Here is a 19,889-nt window from a genome sequence, read left to right on the forward strand (position 1 = left end):
GCAGGGGCAGACAGAGTACGGAGCAAATATTATGACCAAGGCGCTGAAGGGCGTTCGCATTCTCGATTTCACTCACGTCCAGTCGGGTCCGACCTGCACGCAATTGCTGGCCTGGTTCGGCGCCGACGTGATCAAGGTCGAGCGTCCCGGCGTCGGCGACATCACGCGCGGCCAGCTGCAGGACATCCCGAACGTCGACAGCCTGTATTTCACCATGCTGAACCACAACAAGCGCTCGATCACGCTCGACACCAAGAACCCGAAGGGCAAGGAAGTGTTGACCGCGCTGATCAAGCAGTGCGACGTGCTGGTCGAGAATTTCGGCCCCGGCGTGCTCGATCGCATGGGCTTCCCCTGGGAGAAGATCCAGGCCATCAACCCGAAGATGATCGTCGCCTCGATCAAGGGCTTCGGCCCGGGCCCGTATGAAGACTGCAAGGTCTACGAGAACGTCGCGCAGTGCACCGGCGGCGCCGCCTCGACCACCGGCTTCCGCGACGGCCTGCCGCTGGTCACCGGCGCGCAGATCGGCGACAGCGGCACTGGTCTGCATCTCGCGCTCGGCATCGTCACCGCGCTCTACCAGCGCACCCACTCCGGCAAGGGCCAGCGCGTCACCGCCGCGATGCAGGACGGCGTGCTCAACCTCGCCCGCGTCAAGCTGCGCGACCAGCAGCGCCTCGCCCACGGTCCGCTGAAGGAATACAGCCAGTTCGGCGAAGGCATTCCGTTCGGCGATGCCGTGCCGCGCGCCGGCAACGATTCCGGCGGCGGCCAGCCCGGCCGCATCCTGAAGTGCAAGGGCTGGGAGACCGACCCGAACGCCTACATCTACTTCATCACCCAGGCCCCGGTCTGGGAGAAGATCTGCGACGTGATCGGCGAGCCGAGCTGGAAGACCGATCCGAACTACGCCAAGCCGCCGGCCCGCCTGCCGCGCCTCAACGAGATCTTCGCCCGCATCGAGCAGTGGACGATGACCAAGACCAAGTTCGAGGCGATGGAGATCCTCAACAAGGACGACATCCCCTGCGGTCCGATCCTGTCGATGAAGGAGATCGCGGAAGACCAGTCGCTGCGCGCGACCGGCACCGTGGTCGAGGTCGATCACCCGACCCGCGGCAAGTACATCTCGGTCGGCAATCCGATCAAGCTGTCGGATTCCCCGAGCGACGTGCAGCGCTCGCCGCTGCTCGGCGAGCACACCGACGAGATCCTGCGCGAGGTGCTCGGCTTTTCCGATCACCAGGTCGCCGAGATCCATGACTCCGGCGCCCTCGACCCACCGCGCAAGCAGGCGGCGGAGTAAGGGTAGCACTCAAGCAGAGACACAAATGGCCGCGGGCAACCGCGGCCATTTTGTTTTGGGAAGACATTGCAGTCCCGCGCCGCTGTTGACCACACGCCGGATCAACCACCCTCACTGTTCTCGCCGTCACCGCCCTCGTCGCCCGGCACATATTCCAGAATATCCCCCGGCCGGCAGTCCAGCTCGCGGCAGATTGCCGACAGTGTCGAGAAGCGCATCGCCTTGGCCTTGCCGGTTTTCAGGATCGACAGGTTCTGGATCGAGATGCCGATCGCGTCCGCGAGGTCTCCGAGGCGGCGCTTGCGCTTTGCGAGCATGACATCGAGGTTCACCACGATGGGCACAGGCATCACCCTCAGATCGTCAGATCGTTTTCGGACTGCAACAGGATGGCCTGCTCGATCACGAATTTCAGCGCCATCAGGAATACGCCGCCTGCGACGGTGCCGACGTCGACGCCGTAGCTCGGCAGGAAGAACTTGATGTCGCCGAGCTGATACAGCGCATAGGTCACCGCGATGGTCGTGATCGTATCCACAAACGGCCAGACCACCAGGAAGATCCCCATCCACCAGACACCCTGCAGCGTTTCGGACACGAAGATCCGCCCGTTGGCGAATCGGTTCACCATGCGATGTAGGATGCCGATCAGCACGGCGTAAAACGATACCCCAAGCGCGAACAGCAAAGCGCCGCCGCTCGCGCGTCCTGCGCCGAGCGCGGGCACCACATTCTGGGCACAGGGCGTGGGCGCTTGGGGCCGGTTGAACGGCGACGGCAATGCCGCGGGAATGACGCGCGACCTCGCCGGCTTCTTCAGCGGCGTCGATCACAGTTTCGCGCCGAACTGGATCGCCGGCATCGCCGGCGGCTACACCAGTTCGTCGGTTCATGTCGGCGATCGCGCGAGCTCGGCCGATATCGAGACTGCACATCTCGCCGGCTATGTCGGCGCGAGCTACGGCGCGGTCAATCTGCGCGGCGGCGCCTCGGCAAGCTTCAGCACGCTCGACACCAGCCGTTCGATCGTGTTCCCGGGCTTCTTCGACACGGCGCGCGCCCGCTATGACGCAACCACCGCGCAGGTGTTCGGCGAGATCGGCTATGGGCTATCGCTCGGCCGCGCCGCGCTCGAGCCGTTCGCCGGCCTTGCCTGGGCCCACCTCGACAACGACAGTTTTGCCGAGACCGGCGGCAGCGGCGCCGCCGCGCTGCGCGGCGCGGGCAGCAATCAGGATGTCGGCTACTCCTCGCTCGGCGCCCGCATCGCCACCAGCTTCGCCCTCACCAACGGCATGCAGCTGACGCCGCGCGCCTCGCTTGCCTGGCAGTACGCGTTCGGCGATGTGACCCCAATGGCGGCGCTTGCGTTCCAGAGCCTGGGAACCGGATTTATCGTGGCCGGCGTACCGCTGGCGCGGAACGCGGCGCTGGTTGAAGGCGGGCTCGACCTGCGGGTCACGCCGCAGGCCAGCATCGGCATCGCCTATGTTGGCCAGCTTGCCGACCGGGTCTAGGACCACTCGGTAAAGGCCAGTTTTAGCTGGAAATTCTGACCCGGCGGCGCCGCCGGACTTCTCCCCATCCACGCCAATCCGGAGTGCCAATCAGCCGACTTTGCTGCATTGCACAGTCATGCATGCTGCCATGCAAACAAGTCCGTTGTATCTGGCATCTGGTATACATAACTTGGCTGCAGATGATGAGCCGGCCCATTGCTGGCCTCCAATGAAAGGGGACACCAATGTCCAAAACCACCGCACTGACGCTCGCGCCCTCCTCCACCCTGTTCGGCCGCTTGCTGGCCTCGATCGACCGCCTGCTGATGAAGAGCGCGGAGATCTCGAATCGCAACGGCGACCTGCCGCGCTTCGGCCTCTAAGCCAAGGGATTTCCGGCGCTCTCCGGCGGATGCAGCTTTGGTCGCGAGATGCGACCTGACATTGAACCTTCGACCAATGGCCCCGATTTTCGGGGCCATTTCCTTGCGCGCTGAACTAGTCTCCCGGGGTGCCCGGGCTGAGTCCTGTGCGGCATAAGCGCGCGCCGCCCCTGCGACAGCTTGAACCTTGGCATATCGGATACCAAGATGGCCGTCGCGCGCTCATAAGCAACGACAAGGGGCGCACTGGGAGGATCTATGTCGGACATGGTTCAGGCAACTGCGGCCCCTGCGGCCGCGCGTGTCAGCGACACCTATCGCTGGACGCAACTCGCGATCGGCGTCGCCGCGATGGTGATGATCGCAAATTATCAATACGGGTGGACGTTCTTCGTCCCCGACATCCAGAAGAAATTCGGATGGGATCGCGCATCGATCCAATGGGCCTTCACGCTGTTCGTGCTGTTCGAGACCTGGCTGGTGCCGGTCGAAGGCTGGTTCGTCGACAAATACGGTCCGCGCATCGTCGTGCTGGTCGGCGGCATCCTCTGCGCGCTCGGCTGGGCGATCAACGCGCAGGCGACGACACTGAACGGCTACTATCTCGGCATGATCATCGCCGGCATCGGCGCCGGCGGCGTCTACGGCACCTGCGTCGGCAATGCGCTGAAATGGTTTCCGGACAAGCGCGGACTTGCAGCGGGCATCACCGCTGCCGGCTTCGGCGCGGGCTCGGCGCTCACGGTCGCGCCGATCCAGGCGATGATCAAGGACTCCGGCTTCCAGACCACCTTCCTGTATTTCGGTCTCGGCCAGGGCATCATCATCGTGCTGCTCGCCTTCTTCCTGCTGGCGCCGAAGGCCGGACAGGTGCCGGCCGTCGTGGCGAATGCCAATATCATCCAGACCCGACGCAACTATCAGCCGACCGAAGTACTGCGGCAGCCGATTTTCTGGCTGATGTACTTCATGTTCGTGATCGTCGGCGCGGGTGGCCTGATGGTGACGGCGAACCTGAAGCCGATCGCGGTCGACTGGAAGGTCGACAACGTGCCGGTCACGCTGATGGCGGTGACGATGACGGCCGTGACCTTCGCGGCGACCATCGACCGCGTCCTCAACGGCCTGACGCGTCCGTTCTTCGGCTGGATCTCCGACATGATCGGCCGCGAGAACACGATGTTCATCGCCTTCGGCATGGAAGGCATCGGCATCTGGATGCTCTACCTCTGGGGACACGATCCGGTTTGGTTCGTGCTGCTCTCGGGCTTCGTGTTCTTTGCCTGGGGCGAGATCTACTCGCTGTTCCCCTCGACCTGCACCGATACGTTCGGCGCCAAGTTCGCCACCACGAATGCGGGCCTGCTCTACACCGCGAAGGGCACCGCGGCGCTGCTGGTGCCGATCGCCAACTACATGCAGCAATCATCGGGTAACTGGGACAAGGTGTTCATCATCGCGGCGGGCGCCAACATCCTCGCCTCGCTGCTCGCGATCGCCCTGCTCAAGCCCTGGCGAAAAATCGTGGTCGCGAAATCGGCTACGGCTTAAGCAACCGCCCTCCACCATCGCTTGCGAAGCGCCCGGTCAAAAGCCGGGCGCTTTTCGTTTTTTGGCGTTGGGAAGAGGCCGTCCGCAGCGGCGGGCAGATTTGCTGCATTGCAGCAGAATGAAGGGCTTGCTTTCTGGAATATAGTATACCAACTTCCGCCGAGCGCTTGCGACGATACGCCACAACAATTGCGACACTCGGTCACAAGACCAGCGCGCTCGGGAGGACTTGATGGTTTCCAGCAATACTGCCGTCACACAAGCTCAACCTTCGTCCAGCGGCTTCCGCTGGCTGCAGCTCGTCATGGGCATCGTCTGCATGGCGATGATCGCGAACCTGCAATATGGCTGGACGCTGTTCGTCGATCCGATCGACGGCGCGCACCACTGGGGCCGCGCGGCGATCCAGTTCGCCTTCACGATCTTCGTGGTGACCGAGACCTGGCTGGTGCCGGTCGAGGCCTGGTTCGTCGACAAATACGGCCCGCGGCTCGTCATCATGTTCGGCGGCATCATGATCGCGCTCGCCTGGGTGTTGAACTCCTATGCCTCTTCGCTCGCCTTGCTCTACACCGCCGCGGTGTTCGGCGGCATCGGCGCCGGCGCGGTGTACGGCACCTGCGTCGGCAACGCGCTGAAGTGGTTTCCCGATCGCCGCGGCCTCGCCGCCGGCGCAACCGCGGCCGGCTTCGGCGCCGGCGCCGCGCTCACGGTGGTGCCGATTGCAAAGATGATCGCCGCGAGCGGCTATCAGACTGCGTTCTTCGATTTCGGCATCGGACAGGGATTGATCGTCTTCCTGCTCGCCTTCTTCATCCAGCCGCCCGCGGTCTCGATCCCGCCGAAGAAGAAGCAGCTCAATCTGCCGCAGACAAAGGTCGACTTCACGCCGCCGCAGGTGCTGCGCAGCCCGATCTTCTGGGTAATGTATCTGGTGTTCGTGATGGTCGCCGCCGGCGGCCTGATGGCGGCGGCGCAGATCGCGCCGATCGCGCACGACTACAAGATCGCGAACACGCCGGTCACGCTCGCCGGCTTCCAGATGGCCGCGCTGACCTTCGCGATCTCGCTCGACCGCATCTTCGACGGTTTCGGACGGCCGTTCTTCGGTTGGGTCTCCGACAATATCGGCCGCGAGCACACCATGTTCATCGCGTTCGGCACCGGCGCGCTGATGCTGCTCACGCTATCCACCTGGGGTCACAACCCGGTGGTGTTCGTGCTGGCGACCGCGGTCTATTTCGGCGTGTTCGGCGAGATCTACTCGCTGTTTCCGGCGACCTGCGGCGACACCTTCGGCTCGAAGTTCGCGACCACCAACAACGGCATGCTCTACACCGCGAAGGGCACCGCAGCGCTCTTGGTGCCTGCCGCCAGCATCGTTGCCGCCAACTATGGCTGGCAGGCGGTGTTCGTGATCGCGGTCGCCCTCAACGCCACCGCGGCGCTGATGGCGCTGTTCGTGATCAAGCCGATGCGCCGCGCCTTCATCAACGGCAACGAGGCTGCCGCCGCGGAAGAGACCGCAACGAGCGCCAAAACGGCTTAACAGGACGGCTTGGCTAAAGACCACCCGATCAGGACCGCTTGGTCCCGACATTTCCCCGGACTGATGGAGGCGCATTTCGGTGCGCCTCTTTTCTTTTGCCAAGACAGGGATGCCAGATACCAGAACCCCTAGCGCGGCAGATCGCCCTCGCCGCTCACAATCGTCGGAAACGTCAGCGAACCTGCCTATTTAAGCCGTTTCCTGATGGTAGATTTCTGTGACAGCCACGTTGACAATTGGCATTTTGTATACCAGGCTCCTGTCAACGATAACCAAGGAGGTTGCCATGCAAGTCGGAGATATCCTGCGCAAGAAGACCCCCCGCGTCGCCACGGTGCGCATGAACGAGACCGTCGCGATTGCCGCGCAACTGATGCGCGCCAGCAATATCAGCGCGCTCGTGGTCAAGGATGTCGTTCGCACCGAGGGCAACACCGCCGTCGGCATGTTCACCGAGCGCGACGTGGTGCGCGCGATCGCCGAGCATGGCGCGGCCGGCGCGAGCATGAAGGTGTCGCAATTCGTCTCGGTGCAACAGCTGGTCTCGTGCACATCGAGCGACACGCTCGAGCACATCCGTCATCTCATGACCAAGCACCACATTCGCCATGTGCCCGTCATCGACAACTACAGCCTGATCGGCGTCGTCAGCATGCGCGACATCGCCGCCGCGTTCGACGAGGAGACCGCCGCGTCGAAGAAGGACGCTGTGCCGGCGTAACGCGCACCTTCTTAGCCTTGCTCTCAGCCAGGCGCTGCCTGTTCGTGGCAGCGCTTGAGCAGATGACGAAAGATTTCCGTCCCGCCCTCGCCTGACCGCCGCGGCCCGTCATTTCCGCATGGGCGCGCCGCAGGTCGCCGGTAGACAATTGACGGACAGGACTGCATCCTTCCCTCGACATCCCATAACAACACCGTGCGCCACCGTCCGCGTCACGGAAAATTCCGATGGAAACGAGGGCAGAATGATCAAGACACGTTTCACCGAGATGTTCGGCGTCGACCACCCGATCGTGCAGGGCGGCATGCAATGGGTCGGGCGCGCCGAGCTGGTTGCGGCCGTCGCCAATGCCGGCGCGCTCGGCATGATCACCGCGCTGACGCAGCCGACGCCGGACGATCTGCGCAAGGAAATCGCGCGCTGCCGCGAGCTGACCGACAAGCCGTTCGGCGTCAACCTGACCATCCTGCCCGCGATCAAGCCGCCGCCCTACGCCGAATACCGCCAGGCCATCATCGAGAGCGGCATCAAGATCGTCGAGACCGCCGGCAACAAGCCGCAGGAACATGTCGACGAATTCAAGAAGCACGGCATCAAGGTGCTGCACAAATGCACCAGCGTGCGCCACGCGCTGTCCGCCGAGCGGATGGGCGCCGACGCGATCTCGATCGACGGCTTTGAATGCGCCGGCCATCCCGGCGAGGACGACACCCCCGGCCTGATCCTGATCCCCGCCGCCGCCGACAAGGTGAAGATCCCGATGATCGCTTCGGGCGGCTTCGGCGACGCGCGCGGCCTGGTCGCCGCGCTGGCGCTCGGCGCCGAAGGCATCAACATGGGCACGCGCTTCATGTGCACCAAGGAGAGCCCGATTCACCAGCTCGTGAAGGAGCGCATCGTCGCCAATGACGAGCGCGAGACCGAGCTGATCTTCCGCACCATGCGCAACACCTCGCGCGTTGCCAAGAACGCGATCTCGACCAAGGTCGTGCAGATGGAGAAGGAAGGCGCCAAGTTCGAGGACGTGCGCGAGCTGGTCGCCGGCGCCCGCGGCAAGATGGTCTACGCGTCAGGCGATGCCGACGAAGGCATCTGGTCGGCCGGCCAGGTGCAGGGCCTGATCCACGACATTCCGTCCTGCGCCGAGCTGGTGTCGCGCATCGTCCACGACGCGGAAGCGATCATCCGCGAGCGGCTGGAAGCGATGATGTCCGGTGCCAAGCGCCAGGCCGCCGAATAGGCGTTTTGATCGCGCGCGCTCTATCTCCTCATCCTGAGGAGCTTGCGAAGCAAGCGTCTCGAAGGATGAGGCCACAGTCGGGCCTCATGGTTCGAGACGCGCGAACACGCGCTCCTCACCATGAGGATTCAGACCAAAGGGAAGCCCCTCATGAAAGCCTATGTCTACGGAGCCAACGGCCCTGAAATCACCGACGTTGCGAAGCCCGTGCCGAAGGGCACCCAGGTGCTGGTCAAGGTTCATGCCTGCGGGCTGAACCGCGCCGATCTCGGCATGACCAAGGGCCATGTCCACGGCGCGGCCGGCGGTGTCGGCACCGTGCTCGGCATGGAATGGGCCGGCGAGGTCGCCGAACTCGGCCCCGATGCCAAAGGCGTCAAGGTCGGCGACAAGATCATGGGCTCCGGCGGCGCGGCCTTCGCCGAATACACGCTGGCCGATCACGGCCGGCTGTTCCGCGCGCCTTCGAACATGAACTTCGACGAGGCCGCAACCCTGCCCGTCGCGCTCGCCACCATGCACAACGCCGTGGTCACCAATGGCGCGCTGCAGCCGGGACAGACGGTGCTGATCCAGGGCGCAAGCTCCGGCGTCGGGCTGATGGCGATGCAGATCGCCAAGCTGAAGGGCGCCAAGCTCGTCGTAGGCTCATCGACCGACGCGATGCGGCGCGGCCGGCTGAAGGAGTTCGGCGCCGATCTCGCGGTGGACTCGAAGGATCCCGGCTGGGTCGATCAGGTGCTGCAGGCGACATCAGGCGAAGGCGTCGACCTGATCGTCGACCAGGTTTCCGGACCGGTCGCGAACCAGAACCTCAAGGCGACCAAGGTCAAGGGCCGCATCGTCAATGTCGGCCGGCTCGGCGGCACCCATGGCGACTTCAACTTCGACCTGCATGCGGCGCGCCGCATCCAGTATATCGGCGTCACCTTCCGCACCCGCTCGATCGAGGAGATCCGCGCGATCTTCGACGAGGTGCGCAAGGACATCTGGGCCGCGGTCGAGGCACGCAAGCTGCAGCTGCCGATCGACCAGGTCTACAAATTCGCCGACATCGGCAAGGCGTTCGAACACATGGAAGCCAACAAGCACCTCGGCAAGATCGTGGTGACGCTGTAGCAACTGCAAGCGAAGGGCGGATCAGCCAACGGGTCCGGGAATCCAATAGTCCCCCGCAAGCGGGCTGACCTTGACGCCACCAATAACTCCGAGCTCCAGGCTTGGATCGAAGTAGCGCATCGTCCGCTCGTTGAGGTCGATGATGCGGCCGGGCCGCAATGGCCCCACGTCATTTATCTTCACGATGACCTTCTTGCCGACGGCCTCGACGAGGGCATATTTCGGCCTCGCGCCAAAGTGGACCCCACCGAACTTCCGACGCAAACTCGTCTTGATGGCAGCCGCCCAGACCGAGTGATCATAGCGCTCGCCGGAGGCTGTGCTCGGGCCGCCCTCCTCCTTGCCGGGCTTGAACGGATTGTACATGGATGCCGCGCCAACGATTGCATCCCCACATGCGGCATTGACGACGGCGCTTGAATGAACCGCAGCGATTTCACTTCGAGCAGCGGTACCAGACATGGCGAGCGCAACCAGGGCGCCGCAAATTGCGGCGCTCGAGCCGAACAGCATCATAACTCCTTGATTGATTTTCTTCGATCTTCCGGTTCCCGATGCCGCAAAACATGGTCAAGCGAACGCGGAGGCGTTAACGCGTGCCAATTCTTTGCGGATTCGTGCCAGTTCCGGCGACGGAACCATTGTGAGAACCGGGGCGGCCCTCACACCGTGTTTTCAGTTTCCCGCTCGACTAAAACAGAGATTGCGTCAGCAAAATGACTGATCGGCGCTGTCTTTCGACAGCGCGTGAAGGGTGTATCGGCGTCACCTTCCCTACCCGATCGATCGAGGATCCGCGCGCGATCTTCGGCAGGGTCGCAAGCTGCATCTGCCGATCGACCAGGTCTACAAATTCGCCGATATCGGCAACGCGTTCGAACACAATCGGACAAGCGAGTGGTTGCTACACTTTCGCACCCGGTCTGACCTGCGTGATGGCGACGCCGGAGATCGCAAGCAGTCCGCCGACAATCAGCTTCGGCGTCACGCTGTCGCCAAGGAACATCACGCTGAAGATCAAGGCGAACACCGGAAGCAGCAGACCGAAGGGGGCAACACGCCCCATCGAGCAACGCGCGATCAGCCAGAACCAGAGGCCGAACCCGACAATGCCGCCGATGAAGATGGTGTAGGCCAGCGCCAGCCAACCACGTTGATCCGCCGTGACAAGGCTCGCCGCTTGTCCATATTCAAGCAGCAGCGACATCAACATCACCTGCGGCACCGTGAGCAGCGATGACCACCCCATCAGCATCAGAGGATCGAATGGGCCGTAGCGTTTCGTCAGGACGGTGGACACCGCGAATGCGAAGGCTGCCCCGACCACAAGCAGCAGCGGCAGCACGTTTGCCGACAGGCCCGGCCCCGCCGCCAGCACCACCACGCCGACGAACGCCAGTACCACGCCGGCGGATGTGACGAGCGACGGCCGCTCCGCGAGCAGCGGCCAGGCGAGCAGCACGGTGAACGGCGGCGCGAGTTGATAGGCGACGGCCGACATGCTTCCCGAGCCGAGCCCGAGGCCGACATAGAACAGCCCGAAGTTCAGTCCGCCGAGGAAAACCGAAATAGCCGCGACAGGGCCGAGCTGTTGGCGCGTCGGCCTTCTGACGAACGGTACAAGCAGCAGCGCGATGGCCAGGAAGCGCAGTCCGAGGAAGAAGAGCGGCGGAAACTCGGTGACGCCGACCTTGATGACCACGAACTGATAGCCCCAGAGCAAGGGAACGGCCACCGCGCAGACGATCTGGATGGCAGACATGGCATCTTCCTTTCAAGACCGATCGGTCCATATATCGGCACGCCGAATGCGGAGGCGTCCACGGGTTCCTTACCTGAGGAAGCGATCGAGCAGCGCGTCAGCGGTGGCTTGCGACGTGGTGCGCGCCGGAGCCGTTTTGGCGACCACGCGCAGTCCCCACAGGAAACAGATGAGAATTCGGGCGGCACTCGAAGGCTCGACGCCAGCGGCCAGCTTGCCCGCAGTCTCCGCACGGGAAAATGCGTCCGCCACCCTGGCTTCCATGGTTTTGAAGAAGCTCGCGAAGCGACGGCCAACCTCGGCATCCTGGCCAGCCAGTTCCATCGCCGTCGCCACCAACAGGCAGCCGCGCCGGCCATTGGCGCCGCACGTGCGCTCAACGTAACCGGCAAGGTAGGCCCGCAGGCCATCGACCGGATCCCTGCCGGGATCGAGTTCGGCATCCATCCGCGTCACGGCATCGGCGATGTAGCGATCGAGCGCGCGCAGGAACAGCGAGTGCTTGTCGCCGAAAGCGGCGTAAAGGCTGCCGCGCGAGAGTTTTGTCGCACGCAGCAGGTCCGGGAGTGCCGTGGCGTGATAGCCGCGCGACCAGAACACATTCATGGCGCGTTCGACCGCGGCCTCCGTGTCGAAGCTTCGCGGGCGCCCGCGGGACAACTGCACTGGGGTTTGGCGGCTCATTGCCCATATATAGACCGATTGGTCTTTATATCGCAAGTGCCGGCTTTGGGTCGTTTGGCCCGTATACCGTAGGATGGTAGAGCAGCTGCATCCTCGCTCACAGCTGTCATCGCCCGCGGAAATGCGGGCGATCCAGTAAGCCGCGGCTTCTCGGGTCGACAACGACTGCCTCTGGAATGCTGGATCGCTCGGTCAAGCCGGGCGACGACACCGCAGATAGGTACGCATTGATGGCGGTGTATCGCGCGAGGACCGTCCCTCATCGTCGTCCTGGCCTTCGCCTGGCGGAAGCCAGGACCATTACCCTGAATGCGAGTCATGACGCGATGCAATTGCACCAGCTCACTTCAACAAGACAACCCTGTGGTGATGGATCCTGGCTTCCGCCAGGCTTCCGCCAGGACGACACCGTGATTTTCGCGCAACAACTGCTCTTGCAACTGAGTTGCGATTGCGCGTGAAGAACGACACTTGATGTTCACGGACTCCCTGCTACACCGCCGCCCATGAGTTCTTCAAAGACCAGCGCCCCTTCCGCCAAGACATCGGTCGCCGCGATCTCGATCCTCGCCAGCGGCAGCATGGCAGTGGCGAAGTTCGTCGTCGGCATCGCGATCGGATCGCTGGCGCTGATCTCCGAGGCGCTGCACTCGTCGATCGACTTGGTCGCCACCATCATCACATGGGCGGTGGTGCAGGTGTCGGATCAACCGGCCGACGCCGAGCATCATTACGGCCACGGCAAGTTCGAGAGCGTCTCGGCGCTCGGCATCATCGCCTTGCTCTATGTGCTGGCCGGCGGCATCCTGGTGCAGGCCTACAGCCATCTGCGCGAGGGAACGCCGCCGCCGTCGATCTCGGCCATTCCCTTTGTCGTTCTGGTCATCGATATCGGCGTCAATCTGTGGCGAGCCCGCGCGCTGCAGCGCGCCGCGCGCGACACCAAGAGCCAGGCGCTGGCCGCCGACGCGCTGCATTTCGCTTCCGACGTGATGGGCTCGACCGCCGTCATCGTCGGCCTGGTGCTGGCCGGCTTCGGCGTCTGGTGGGGCGACGCCGCGGCGGCGATCGCGGTCGCGGTGATGATCGCCCTGCTCGGCCTGCGCATGGCGCGCGAGACGGTCGAGACCCTGCTCGACCGCGCGCCGGAAGGCGCGCTGGAGAAGGCCACCGCCGCCATCAAGGCCGTCCCCGGGGTGGTCGACGTCGACCGCCTGCGGGTCCGCATGGTCGGCGCGACGCATTTCATCGATGCCATCGCCAAGGTGCCGCGCACCTACCCGATCGACCGCGTCGAGGACATCAAGCGCAGGGCGCAGGCGGCGGTGACCAAGATGTTCGGCGACGCCGACCTCACCTTCACCGCGGTGCCGGTGGCGCGCGACAATGAGACCGTGCGCGAGCGCATCATGGTGATCGCGCGCAATTCCGGCCTCGCCATCCATCACGTCACGGTGCACGATATCGGCGGCAAGCTGATCGTCGGCATCGACCTCGAGGTCGACGGCGACATGGCGCTCGACGCGGCGCACGACATCGCCCACAATCTCGAGCGCGCGATCCGCGAGGACTTTGGCGAGGACGTCGAGGTCGACACCCATATCGAGCCGCTCGAGCCGGAACTGCCGTGGGGAACCGACGCCGCGCCAGACCGCGTCGAAGCCATCAAGGCCGCGCTGACCGGCTTTGCCGACGGCGGCGCGATCCATGACATCCACAATGTGCGGGTCCGCAACACCGACGCCGGCGAGATCGTCAACTTCCATTGCCGCGCTCGGCCTTCGCTGAGTGTGATCAAGGTGCATGAAAGCGTCGACGAGATCGAACGCAAACTGCGCCGTGCGTTCCCCTCCGTGAAGCGTGTGATCAGTCACGCAGAGCCGACGCGCGCGTAATTCTACGGTGCCGTTCCTGTTTCGGACTCACTTTGCGCCGACCGATTCTGTTTTGGGCAAGAATTATTTCGCATTAACGAATCGTTGACTCTCGACAGTCCCGGAAATCTGGATTCAAATGATCATGATTCGGATGCATCGTGGGGAGCATCCGAACCGGGTAAAAAATCAGCTTAGAGCGGGGGTCTAAGGCATGGCGCGCGCGCATGCAGCGAACGCGTGCGTCCAATCCGATTCGATCAAGGGATTGGCGCAGTCGATCGCGAAACCGGCCTATCACAGGCTCTTGACGGCCGAGCCTGCACTGCGCCGCGCTGTCCCTACTCTCATCATCGCCTTCCTCATCACGATCTGCCTCGGCGCCTTCGTCCAGGTGATCGACCAGAACCGGCAGAAGCGCGGCGCGATGAAGCGCGACCTTGCCGCGCTCTCCGACATCCTCGCCGAGCGTCTCGATCGCCTGACCTCGGTGCGGCGCGACCGGCTCGCCAACATCGAGCGGATGCAGGAACTGCTGCCGGACCTGATCCCGTCCTGGGGCATCGCCTATGGCCGCCACGTCATCATCACCAGCGCCGATCACCGCGTGCTGGCGCGCGTGCCGGTCGATGGCGCCGGCGAGAACGATCGCATCCTCGACATCGTCTCCACCGCGCAGCTGCTCGTCGCGCCCGGCCAGCAGGGCACGGTCAGCGACATGACGCTGCCCGGCGGCACCGGCGCGCTGGCGATCTCGCAGCTCGTCAAGTCGCTGCCCGGCCAGGTCGTCGTGATCCAGGAGATGAACGAGCCGATCTGGGGATCGGACGCGGCGCTCTCGGTGACGCTGTCGGCGACCACGAGCTTCGTGGTGCTGATCCTCGGCTTCGCGTTCCACTGGCAATCGACCCGCGCCCGCGAGGGCGACCTGATCAACGACGCCGTGCGCGGCCGGATCGACACCGCGCTCAACCGCGGCCGCTGCGGATTGTGGGACTGGGACCTGTCGCGCGGCAGGATCTTCTGGTCGCAGTCGATGTTCACCCTGCTCGGCCTCGACACCCGTAACGACCTCCTCACCTTCGGCGAGGTCAACGCGCTGGTGAATTCCGACGACATCAACCTGTTCGACATTGCCGACCAGCTGATCTCGGGCAAGATCGATCACATCGACCAGAGCTTCCGCATGCGTCACGTCGGCGGCCACTGGATCTGGCTGCGGGTGCGCTGCGAGCTCAGTCACGCCGCCGCCGACGGCGGCCTGCATCTGATCGGCATCGCGGTCGACATCACCGAGCAGAAGAGCCTCGCCGAGAAGTCGGTGGAAGCCGATCTCAGGCTGCGCGACGCGATCGAGACCATTCCGGAGGCCTTCGTGCTCTGGGATGCCGACGACCGCCTCGTGCTCTGCAACTCGCACTTCCAGCGGCTGCACAAGCTGCCCGATTCCGCCGTCAGCCCCGGCACCTCCTATGAGACCGTGATCGAGGTCGGTAGCATGCCCGAGGTGCGCACCCGCCTGCACGAGAGCGGCGTGCCGGCGCCCGGCGCCCGCACCTTCGAGGCCCAGCTCGACGACGGCAGCTGGCTGCACATCAGCGAGCGCCGCACCAAGGACGGCGGCTATGTCTCCGTCGGCACCGACATCACCCGCATCAAGGCGCACGAGCAGAAGCTGGTCGACAACGATCTGCGCCTGCGCGCCACCGTGATCGACCTGCAGCGCTCGCAAGCCGAGCTGGAACGGCAGGCCGTCGAGCTCGCCGACCTCGCCGAAAAATATTCGCAGGAGAAGACCCGCGCGGAGGACGCCAACGCCGCGAAGTCGAAGTTCCTCGCCAATATGAGCCATGAGCTGCGCACGCCGCTCAACGCCATCATCGGCTTCTCCGAGATCATGGGCAGCGGCCTGTTCGGCACGCTCGGCTCGGACAAGTACGCGGAGTACTGCCACGACATCCTGACGTCGGGGAAATACCTGCTCGAGGTCATCAACGACATTCTCGACATGTCGAAGATCGAGGCCGGCCGCATGAAGTTCGACATGGAGCCGCTCGACCTCTCCGGCATCCTCGCGGAGTCGCTGCGGGTGGTTTCCGGCCGTGCCGAACACAAGGGTCTGTCGCTGGAATCGGATATCGAAAGCACGATCTCGGTCGTCGCCGACCGCCGCTCGGTCAAGCAGATCATCGTCAACCTGCTCTCCAACGCGGTGAAGTTCACGCCCGACCACGGCCGTGTGCTGGTGCGCGGCCAGATGCTGGACGACTCGATCGTGCTCCTGATCGCCGACAGCGGCATCGGCATCGCGCCGGAATCGCTGCGCCGGCTCGGCAAGCCGTTCGAACAGGTCGAGAGCCAGCTCACCAAGAGCTACCAGGGCTCCGGTCTCGGACTTGCGATCGCGCGCTCGCTCACCAATCTGCACGGCGGCTCGATGCGGCTGCGCTCCAGGCTCGGCGTCGGCACCGTCGTGCGCGTCACGCTGCCCCGCGATCCGCGCACCCTGCAGACGAAGCTGCCGGAAGCGGCCTGACGCCCCACACTACTTCGCAAGCACCCCTTCCAGCAGCGCGGAATCACCGAGCACGGCCAGCGTCTCGCGCGGCGTGAGATGGCGGACCGCCTGGTCGAAGCTGTCGCTTGCCTCGATCCGCGCACGCGCCACCGCGAGGTGAAGATCGATCTCGCCCGGACCGCCGCGCCGCGCCGGCGGCAGCGACGAGAGATGGCGATGCAGCAGCGCGGGATCCTGCCGCAGCGTCGCGAGCGCAGGGGCCGACGCGTGTGCCGGCGACGATGCGAGCTCATTGGCGCGGACCAGCACGCGCGGCGGCTTAGCTTCCTCCGGCGTCACGAACAGCGCGTGCATCGCCGGCCTGGCGGTCCAGGCGCCGATCGGGATCGCAAACAACAGGCCAATGATCACCGGCGACATCCACAGCAGCAGCGGCAGCGACACCGCCCAGGCGCTTATCGCCATCGCGACACCGCAGGCGGTGGGAACGCCATACTTCCGATAGAGCTCGCGCCGTTCGACCGCGCCGTCGTCGCGCCGCTGTGTCTGCCAGCCGGCATCCCGACCGAGCAGGATCTCGACGACGGCGATCGACTGGAACACCATCATGACCGGCGCGATCATCGCCGAGATCAGCACCTCGGCGATCACGCCCGTCAACGCCCGGAAGCCGCCGCCGAATTGCCGGCGCACGTCCGACCGTGTCAGCAACAGGAGGAAGCCGAGCAGCTTCGGCACGATCAGCAGCGCGATGGTGAGGCCGAACACCCAGGCCGCGAGCACCGGGTCCTGCGCCGGCCAGTTAGGGAACAGCGAAAAACCCTTCGGAAAATATTCGGGACGAATGAAGCGCGCCTGCAACGAGATCAGGATTCCGAGCAGCAGGAACGACAGCCAGAGCGGCGCGGTGATGTAGGAGCCGATCCCGGTCATGAAATGCAGCCGCGAGATCCAGTGCAGCCGGCGCGTCCTCAGCACGGCGAGATGCTGCAGATTGCCCTGGCACCAGCGGCGGTCGCGCGCGGCAAAATCCAATAGCGACGGCGGCACCTCCTCAAAACTGCCGCCGAGCATCGGCGCCATGTAGATGCCCCAGCCGGCGCGCCGCATCAGCGCCGCCTCGACAAAGTCGTGGCTCAGGATATGTCCGCCGAACGGCTTGCGTCCGGAGAGTTCGGGCAGGCCCGCCTGCTGTGCAAATGCCTCGATCCTGATGATGGCATTGTGCCCCCAATAATTGCCCTCGGAGCCGTGCCACCACGCAACGCCGGCGGCGACCATCGGTCCGTAGAGCCGTCCGGCGAACTGCTGCAGGCGGCTGAACAGGCTGCGCGCGTTGACGATGACCGGCAGCGTCTGCAGCAGCGCCGCCTGCGGATTGCTCTCCATGGCGTGCACCATCCGCACCATGGTGTCGCCCGACATCAGGCTGTCGGCGTCGAGCACGATCATGAACCGATAGGCGCCACCGAACCGGGTGATCCACTCGCCGACATTGCCGGACTTGCGCGCCGTATTGTCGGCGCGATGCCGGTAGAACAGCCGCTGCGCGCCGCAGGCCTCGCACAGTTCGAGGAACGCCCGTTCCTCGGCGATCCAGATATCGGGATCGCGGGTATCGCTGAGCACGAACCAGTCGAAGCTGTCCCCCTGCCCGGTCGCCTCGACGGACTCGTAGATAGCGTGCAGGCGCGCCATCAATTGATGCGGATTCTCGTTGTAGGTCGGGAGCAGCACCGCGGTCCGGCTCGCGAGCTGCGGCAAGGGACCATCGTCGCGGATCGGCAGGGCGTTGCCGTTGCGCCGAAGCAGAGCGAAGAAGCCGGCGAGCGCCGAAGCGAACGAAAACGCGATCCAGGCGAGCAGCGCGACGAACAGCACCAGCACCATGCCTTCCATGATCGTCACGCCGCCGACCTGGACCACCATGTACATCTCGTAGGCGCCGGCACCGGTCAGCGCCGCCGTCAGCACCAGGATGAGCGCGCGGCGTACCAACATGCCCGCGCCGACCGACACCGGCTTGCTCACCGCATGCGGCGGTCGGCCGAGATCGGCCGCCGACATCGCAAGCGGGCTCTCCTGCGGCAGGAAGCCGTCGGTCGCCGTGGCGACGTCGGACTGAGGCGACGTGACTATGGCGCCCATCGATAGACCCAGATCTCGGAGAGCGGCTTGTCATCTTGCGCCAGATGCGCACGCAGCTCGATCGGGTCCTTCTTGACGGCGCATTGGAAGCTGAGCCGCCATCCGCCGGTATTCGGATTCGGCTGCGTGACGACATTCGTGATCTCGGACTTCTCGGCCGTCACGACGCCCTTGACGCTATTGGCATCGATCCCCTTCAGATTGTCCCCGAACAGGTCGAGCACGAACAGCTTGCTGTTCTCGCCATGCGCGCCGATGCCGCTGCGCGTGAAGCGCGCGAGCGAATGCGGCTTCGGCGCGTCCGGCCCCCAATGCAGGCGATAGGTGAAATTGGTCTCGCTCTTGGCCTTGGGCGGCGCCTTCGGCCGCCAGAAGGCGGCGATGTTGTCGTGGATCTCTTCCTTGGTCGGGATCTCGAACAGGATGACCGCGCCCTCGCCCCAGTCGCCGATCGGCTCGACCCACAGGCTCGGACGCTTCTCGAAGCGCGATTCGATGTCCTGATAGGCGAAGAAATTCTTCTCGCGCTGCATCAGCCCGAAGCCATGTGGATTGACGTCCTGGAACGTGCTGATCTGGAGGTCGCGCGGATTGCTCAGCGGGCGCCACAGGCTCTCGCCCTTGCCGTTGTAGATCGCAAGCCCGTCGGAATCGTGCACGGACGGCCTGAAGTCGTCGACCTCGTTGCGATCGTTGGGCCCGAAGAAGAACATGCTCGTCATCGGCGCAAGGCCGGCATGCCCGAGATCGGCGCGCGGATAGAGCGATGCCTCGACATCGAACACCGTGGTGCCTCCGGGCCTGATCGTGAACCGATAGCTCGCCGCGCAGCTCTTGCTGTCGAGCAGGGCGTGAATGACCAGCGAGGTCGCGTTGGGCACCGGGCGCTCGAGCCAGAACGCCTTGAAGAACGGAAACTCCTCGCCCTTGGCCTCGCCGGTATCGATCGACAGGCCGCGCGCCGACAGGCCGTAGGTCTCGTCCTTGGCGACGGCGCGGAAATAGCTCGCGCCGAGGAAGACGCAGACCTCGTCGTAATAGTCCGGCTTGTTGATCGGCGCGTGGATCCGAAATCCGGCAAAGCCGAGGTCGGTCTCGGCGAAGTCAGGCACGGTCTCGCCGAACGAGAACATGTCCTTGCTGTATTTGACTTCGCTGACCTTGCCGTCGGCGACCTCGAAGATACTGACCTTGTTCTTGTAGAAGAAGCCGCGGTGGAAGAACTGCGCCTCGAACGGCAGCTTCGCACCGCGCCACAGTGCGCGCTCGGACGTGAAGCGGATCGAGCGGTACTGGTCGTAGTTCAGGTCCGTGAGGCCGTTCGGTAACTTCTCGTCCGGCGCCTCGAACGACTTGCTGGCGAGATTGCGCGCAAGCTCCCTGACCATGCCTGGGTTGAAGGGTGCGTCCGTCGCGCTCGCTGCGGCGGCGGCTTGGCGCTGTGGCAAGAACATGAGTGTCGGCCACACGGCCGATCCGTGGAGTAACTGGCGACGATTCAAAGCAGCTCCTGCTCGCTGACCGGGACGCCG

Annotated in this window: 16 protein-coding genes and 1 pseudogene; 10 read left to right on the forward strand and 7 right to left on the reverse strand. The window is 64.5% G+C overall.

Features of this window, described 5'->3' with window-relative positions:
* Positions 1-31: 31 nt before the first annotated feature.
* On the forward strand, positions 32-1,309 hold the full coding sequence (frc, locus tag E2I15_RS13310; RefSeq protein WP_137476350.1) for a formyl-CoA transferase: 1,278 nt from the start codon (positions 32-34) through the stop codon (positions 1,307-1,309).
* 101 nt (positions 1,310-1,410) lie between these two features.
* Here the strand turns inward: frc and E2I15_RS13315 are convergent, their stop codons facing one another.
* Together E2I15_RS13315 and E2I15_RS13320 are read right to left on the reverse strand one after the other, a co-directional pair.
* Entirely contained in the window at positions 1,411-1,653 is a 243-nt protein-coding gene (locus tag E2I15_RS13315; protein WP_170991383.1) for a helix-turn-helix domain-containing protein, read from the reverse strand.
* Between the two features lie 11 nt (positions 1,654-1,664).
* Positions 1,665-2,039, reverse strand: a complete 375-nt coding sequence (locus E2I15_RS13320; RefSeq protein ID WP_349629381.1) for a DUF2975 domain-containing protein — start codon at positions 2,037-2,039, stop codon at positions 1,665-1,667.
* A 1-nt stretch (position 2,040) separates the two neighbouring features.
* Between E2I15_RS13320 and E2I15_RS13325 the strand changes: the two are divergent.
* From E2I15_RS13325 to E2I15_RS13350, 7 genes and pseudogenes are all read left to right on the forward strand, one after another.
* Positions 2,041-2,826: pseudogene (locus tag E2I15_RS13325) on the forward strand (autotransporter outer membrane beta-barrel domain-containing protein); the annotation flags it as partial.
* 227 nt (positions 2,827-3,053) lie between these two features.
* A complete protein-coding gene (locus E2I15_RS38725; protein WP_016848357.1) occupies positions 3,054-3,191 on the forward strand; it encodes a hypothetical protein in 138 nt (45 codons plus the stop codon).
* A gap of 258 nt (positions 3,192-3,449) precedes the next feature.
* Positions 3,450-4,742, forward strand: a complete 1,293-nt coding sequence (oxlT, locus tag E2I15_RS13330; protein WP_137476354.1) for an oxalate/formate MFS antiporter — start codon at positions 3,450-3,452, stop codon at positions 4,740-4,742.
* A gap of 232 nt (positions 4,743-4,974) precedes the next feature.
* Positions 4,975-6,291 (forward strand): oxalate/formate MFS antiporter, encoded by a 1,317-nt coding sequence (gene oxlT, locus E2I15_RS13335; protein WP_137476355.1) that lies wholly within the window; start codon positions 4,975-4,977, stop codon positions 6,289-6,291.
* 286 nt (positions 6,292-6,577) lie between these two features.
* Positions 6,578-7,012 carry a CBS domain-containing protein gene (locus E2I15_RS13340; RefSeq protein WP_028331534.1) on the forward strand — a complete coding sequence of 145 codons (435 nt, stop codon included), beginning with the start codon at positions 6,578-6,580 and terminating at the stop codon, positions 7,010-7,012.
* Positions 7,013-7,256: 244 nt separating this feature from the next.
* Positions 7,257-8,252, forward strand: a complete 996-nt coding sequence (locus E2I15_RS13345) for an NAD(P)H-dependent flavin oxidoreductase (protein WP_137476356.1) — start codon at positions 7,257-7,259, stop codon at positions 8,250-8,252.
* A gap of 150 nt (positions 8,253-8,402) precedes the next feature.
* Complete coding sequence (locus E2I15_RS13350; RefSeq protein ID WP_137476357.1) at positions 8,403-9,371, forward strand: zinc-binding dehydrogenase; 969 nt, start codon at positions 8,403-8,405, stop codon at positions 9,369-9,371.
* 21 nt (positions 9,372-9,392) lie between these two features.
* Here the strand turns inward: E2I15_RS13350 and E2I15_RS13355 are convergent, their stop codons facing one another.
* From E2I15_RS13355 to E2I15_RS13365, 3 genes are all read right to left on the reverse strand, one after another.
* Positions 9,393-9,887 (reverse strand): RlpA-like double-psi beta-barrel domain-containing protein, encoded by a 495-nt coding sequence (locus E2I15_RS13355; protein WP_170991377.1) that lies wholly within the window; start codon positions 9,885-9,887, stop codon positions 9,393-9,395.
* Between the two features lie 388 nt (positions 9,888-10,275).
* Positions 10,276-11,133, reverse strand: coding sequence for a DMT family transporter (locus E2I15_RS13360; protein ID WP_137476359.1), 858 nt, complete (start codon positions 11,131-11,133; stop codon positions 10,276-10,278).
* 69 nt (positions 11,134-11,202) lie between these two features.
* Positions 11,203-11,817, reverse strand: coding sequence for a TetR/AcrR family transcriptional regulator (locus tag E2I15_RS13365; RefSeq protein ID WP_155262365.1), 615 nt, complete (start codon positions 11,815-11,817; stop codon positions 11,203-11,205).
* A gap of 506 nt (positions 11,818-12,323) precedes the next feature.
* Here E2I15_RS13365 and E2I15_RS13370 point away from each other — a divergent pair.
* Both E2I15_RS13370 and E2I15_RS13375 read left to right on the forward strand, forming a co-directional pair.
* The gene (locus E2I15_RS13370) at positions 12,324-13,712 is read left to right on the forward strand and encodes a cation-efflux pump (RefSeq protein WP_137476360.1); all 1,389 of its coding nucleotides are present in this window, start codon (positions 12,324-12,326) and stop codon (positions 13,710-13,712) included.
* A gap of 193 nt (positions 13,713-13,905) precedes the next feature.
* On the forward strand, positions 13,906-16,227 hold the full coding sequence (locus E2I15_RS13375; RefSeq protein WP_137476361.1) for a sensor histidine kinase: 2,322 nt from the start codon (positions 13,906-13,908) through the stop codon (positions 16,225-16,227).
* Positions 16,228-16,236: 9 nt separating this feature from the next.
* Here the strand turns inward: E2I15_RS13375 and mdoH are convergent, their stop codons facing one another.
* Positions 16,237-18,357 carry a glucans biosynthesis glucosyltransferase MdoH gene (gene mdoH / locus E2I15_RS13380; RefSeq protein WP_137476362.1) on the reverse strand — a complete coding sequence of 707 codons (2,121 nt, stop codon included), beginning with the start codon at positions 18,355-18,357 and terminating at the stop codon, positions 16,237-16,239.
* Positions 18,345-19,811 (reverse strand): glucan biosynthesis protein G, encoded by a 1,467-nt coding sequence (locus E2I15_RS13385; RefSeq protein WP_137476363.1) that lies wholly within the window; start codon positions 19,809-19,811, stop codon positions 18,345-18,347. The genes mdoH and E2I15_RS13385 overlap by 13 nt, the downstream gene beginning before the upstream one ends.
* Between the last annotated feature and the right edge of the window lie 78 nt (positions 19,812-19,889).

Origin of the sequence: Bradyrhizobium sp. BR2003 (assembly GCF_009720285.1) — a bacterium.
Taxonomy (GTDB): Bacteria; Pseudomonadota; Alphaproteobacteria; order Rhizobiales; family Xanthobacteraceae; genus Bradyrhizobium; species Bradyrhizobium elkanii.

Coding starts and splice junctions, on each gene's coding strand:
- E2I15_RS13375 (WP_137476361.1), top strand. CDS start 13,906: ATGGCGCGCGCGCATGCAGCGAACGCGTGCGTCCAATCCGATTCGATC.
- E2I15_RS13385 (WP_137476363.1), bottom strand. CDS start 19,811: ATGTTCTTGCCACAGCGCCAAGCCGCCGCCGCAGCGAGCGCGACGGAC.
- E2I15_RS13345 (WP_137476356.1), top strand. CDS start 7,257: ATGATCAAGACACGTTTCACCGAGATGTTCGGCGTCGACCACCCGATC.
- E2I15_RS13350 (WP_137476357.1), top strand. CDS start 8,403: ATGAAAGCCTATGTCTACGGAGCCAACGGCCCTGAAATCACCGACGTT.
- mdoH (WP_137476362.1), bottom strand. CDS start 18,357: ATGGGCGCCATAGTCACGTCGCCTCAGTCCGACGTCGCCACGGCGACC.
- E2I15_RS13365 (WP_155262365.1), bottom strand. CDS start 11,817: ATGAGCCGCCAAACCCCAGTGCAGTTGTCCCGCGGGCGCCCGCGAAGC.
- E2I15_RS13355 (WP_170991377.1), bottom strand. CDS start 9,887: ATGATGCTGTTCGGCTCGAGCGCCGCAATTTGCGGCGCCCTGGTTGCG.
- E2I15_RS13340 (WP_028331534.1), top strand. CDS start 6,578: ATGCAAGTCGGAGATATCCTGCGCAAGAAGACCCCCCGCGTCGCCACG.
- oxlT (WP_137476354.1), top strand. CDS start 3,450: ATGTCGGACATGGTTCAGGCAACTGCGGCCCCTGCGGCCGCGCGTGTC.
- oxlT (WP_137476355.1), top strand. CDS start 4,975: ATGGTTTCCAGCAATACTGCCGTCACACAAGCTCAACCTTCGTCCAGC.
- frc (WP_137476350.1), top strand. CDS start 32: ATGACCAAGGCGCTGAAGGGCGTTCGCATTCTCGATTTCACTCACGTC.
- E2I15_RS13360 (WP_137476359.1), bottom strand. CDS start 11,133: ATGTCTGCCATCCAGATCGTCTGCGCGGTGGCCGTTCCCTTGCTCTGG.
- E2I15_RS38725 (WP_016848357.1), top strand. CDS start 3,054: ATGTCCAAAACCACCGCACTGACGCTCGCGCCCTCCTCCACCCTGTTC.
- E2I15_RS13370 (WP_137476360.1), top strand. CDS start 12,324: ATGAGTTCTTCAAAGACCAGCGCCCCTTCCGCCAAGACATCGGTCGCC.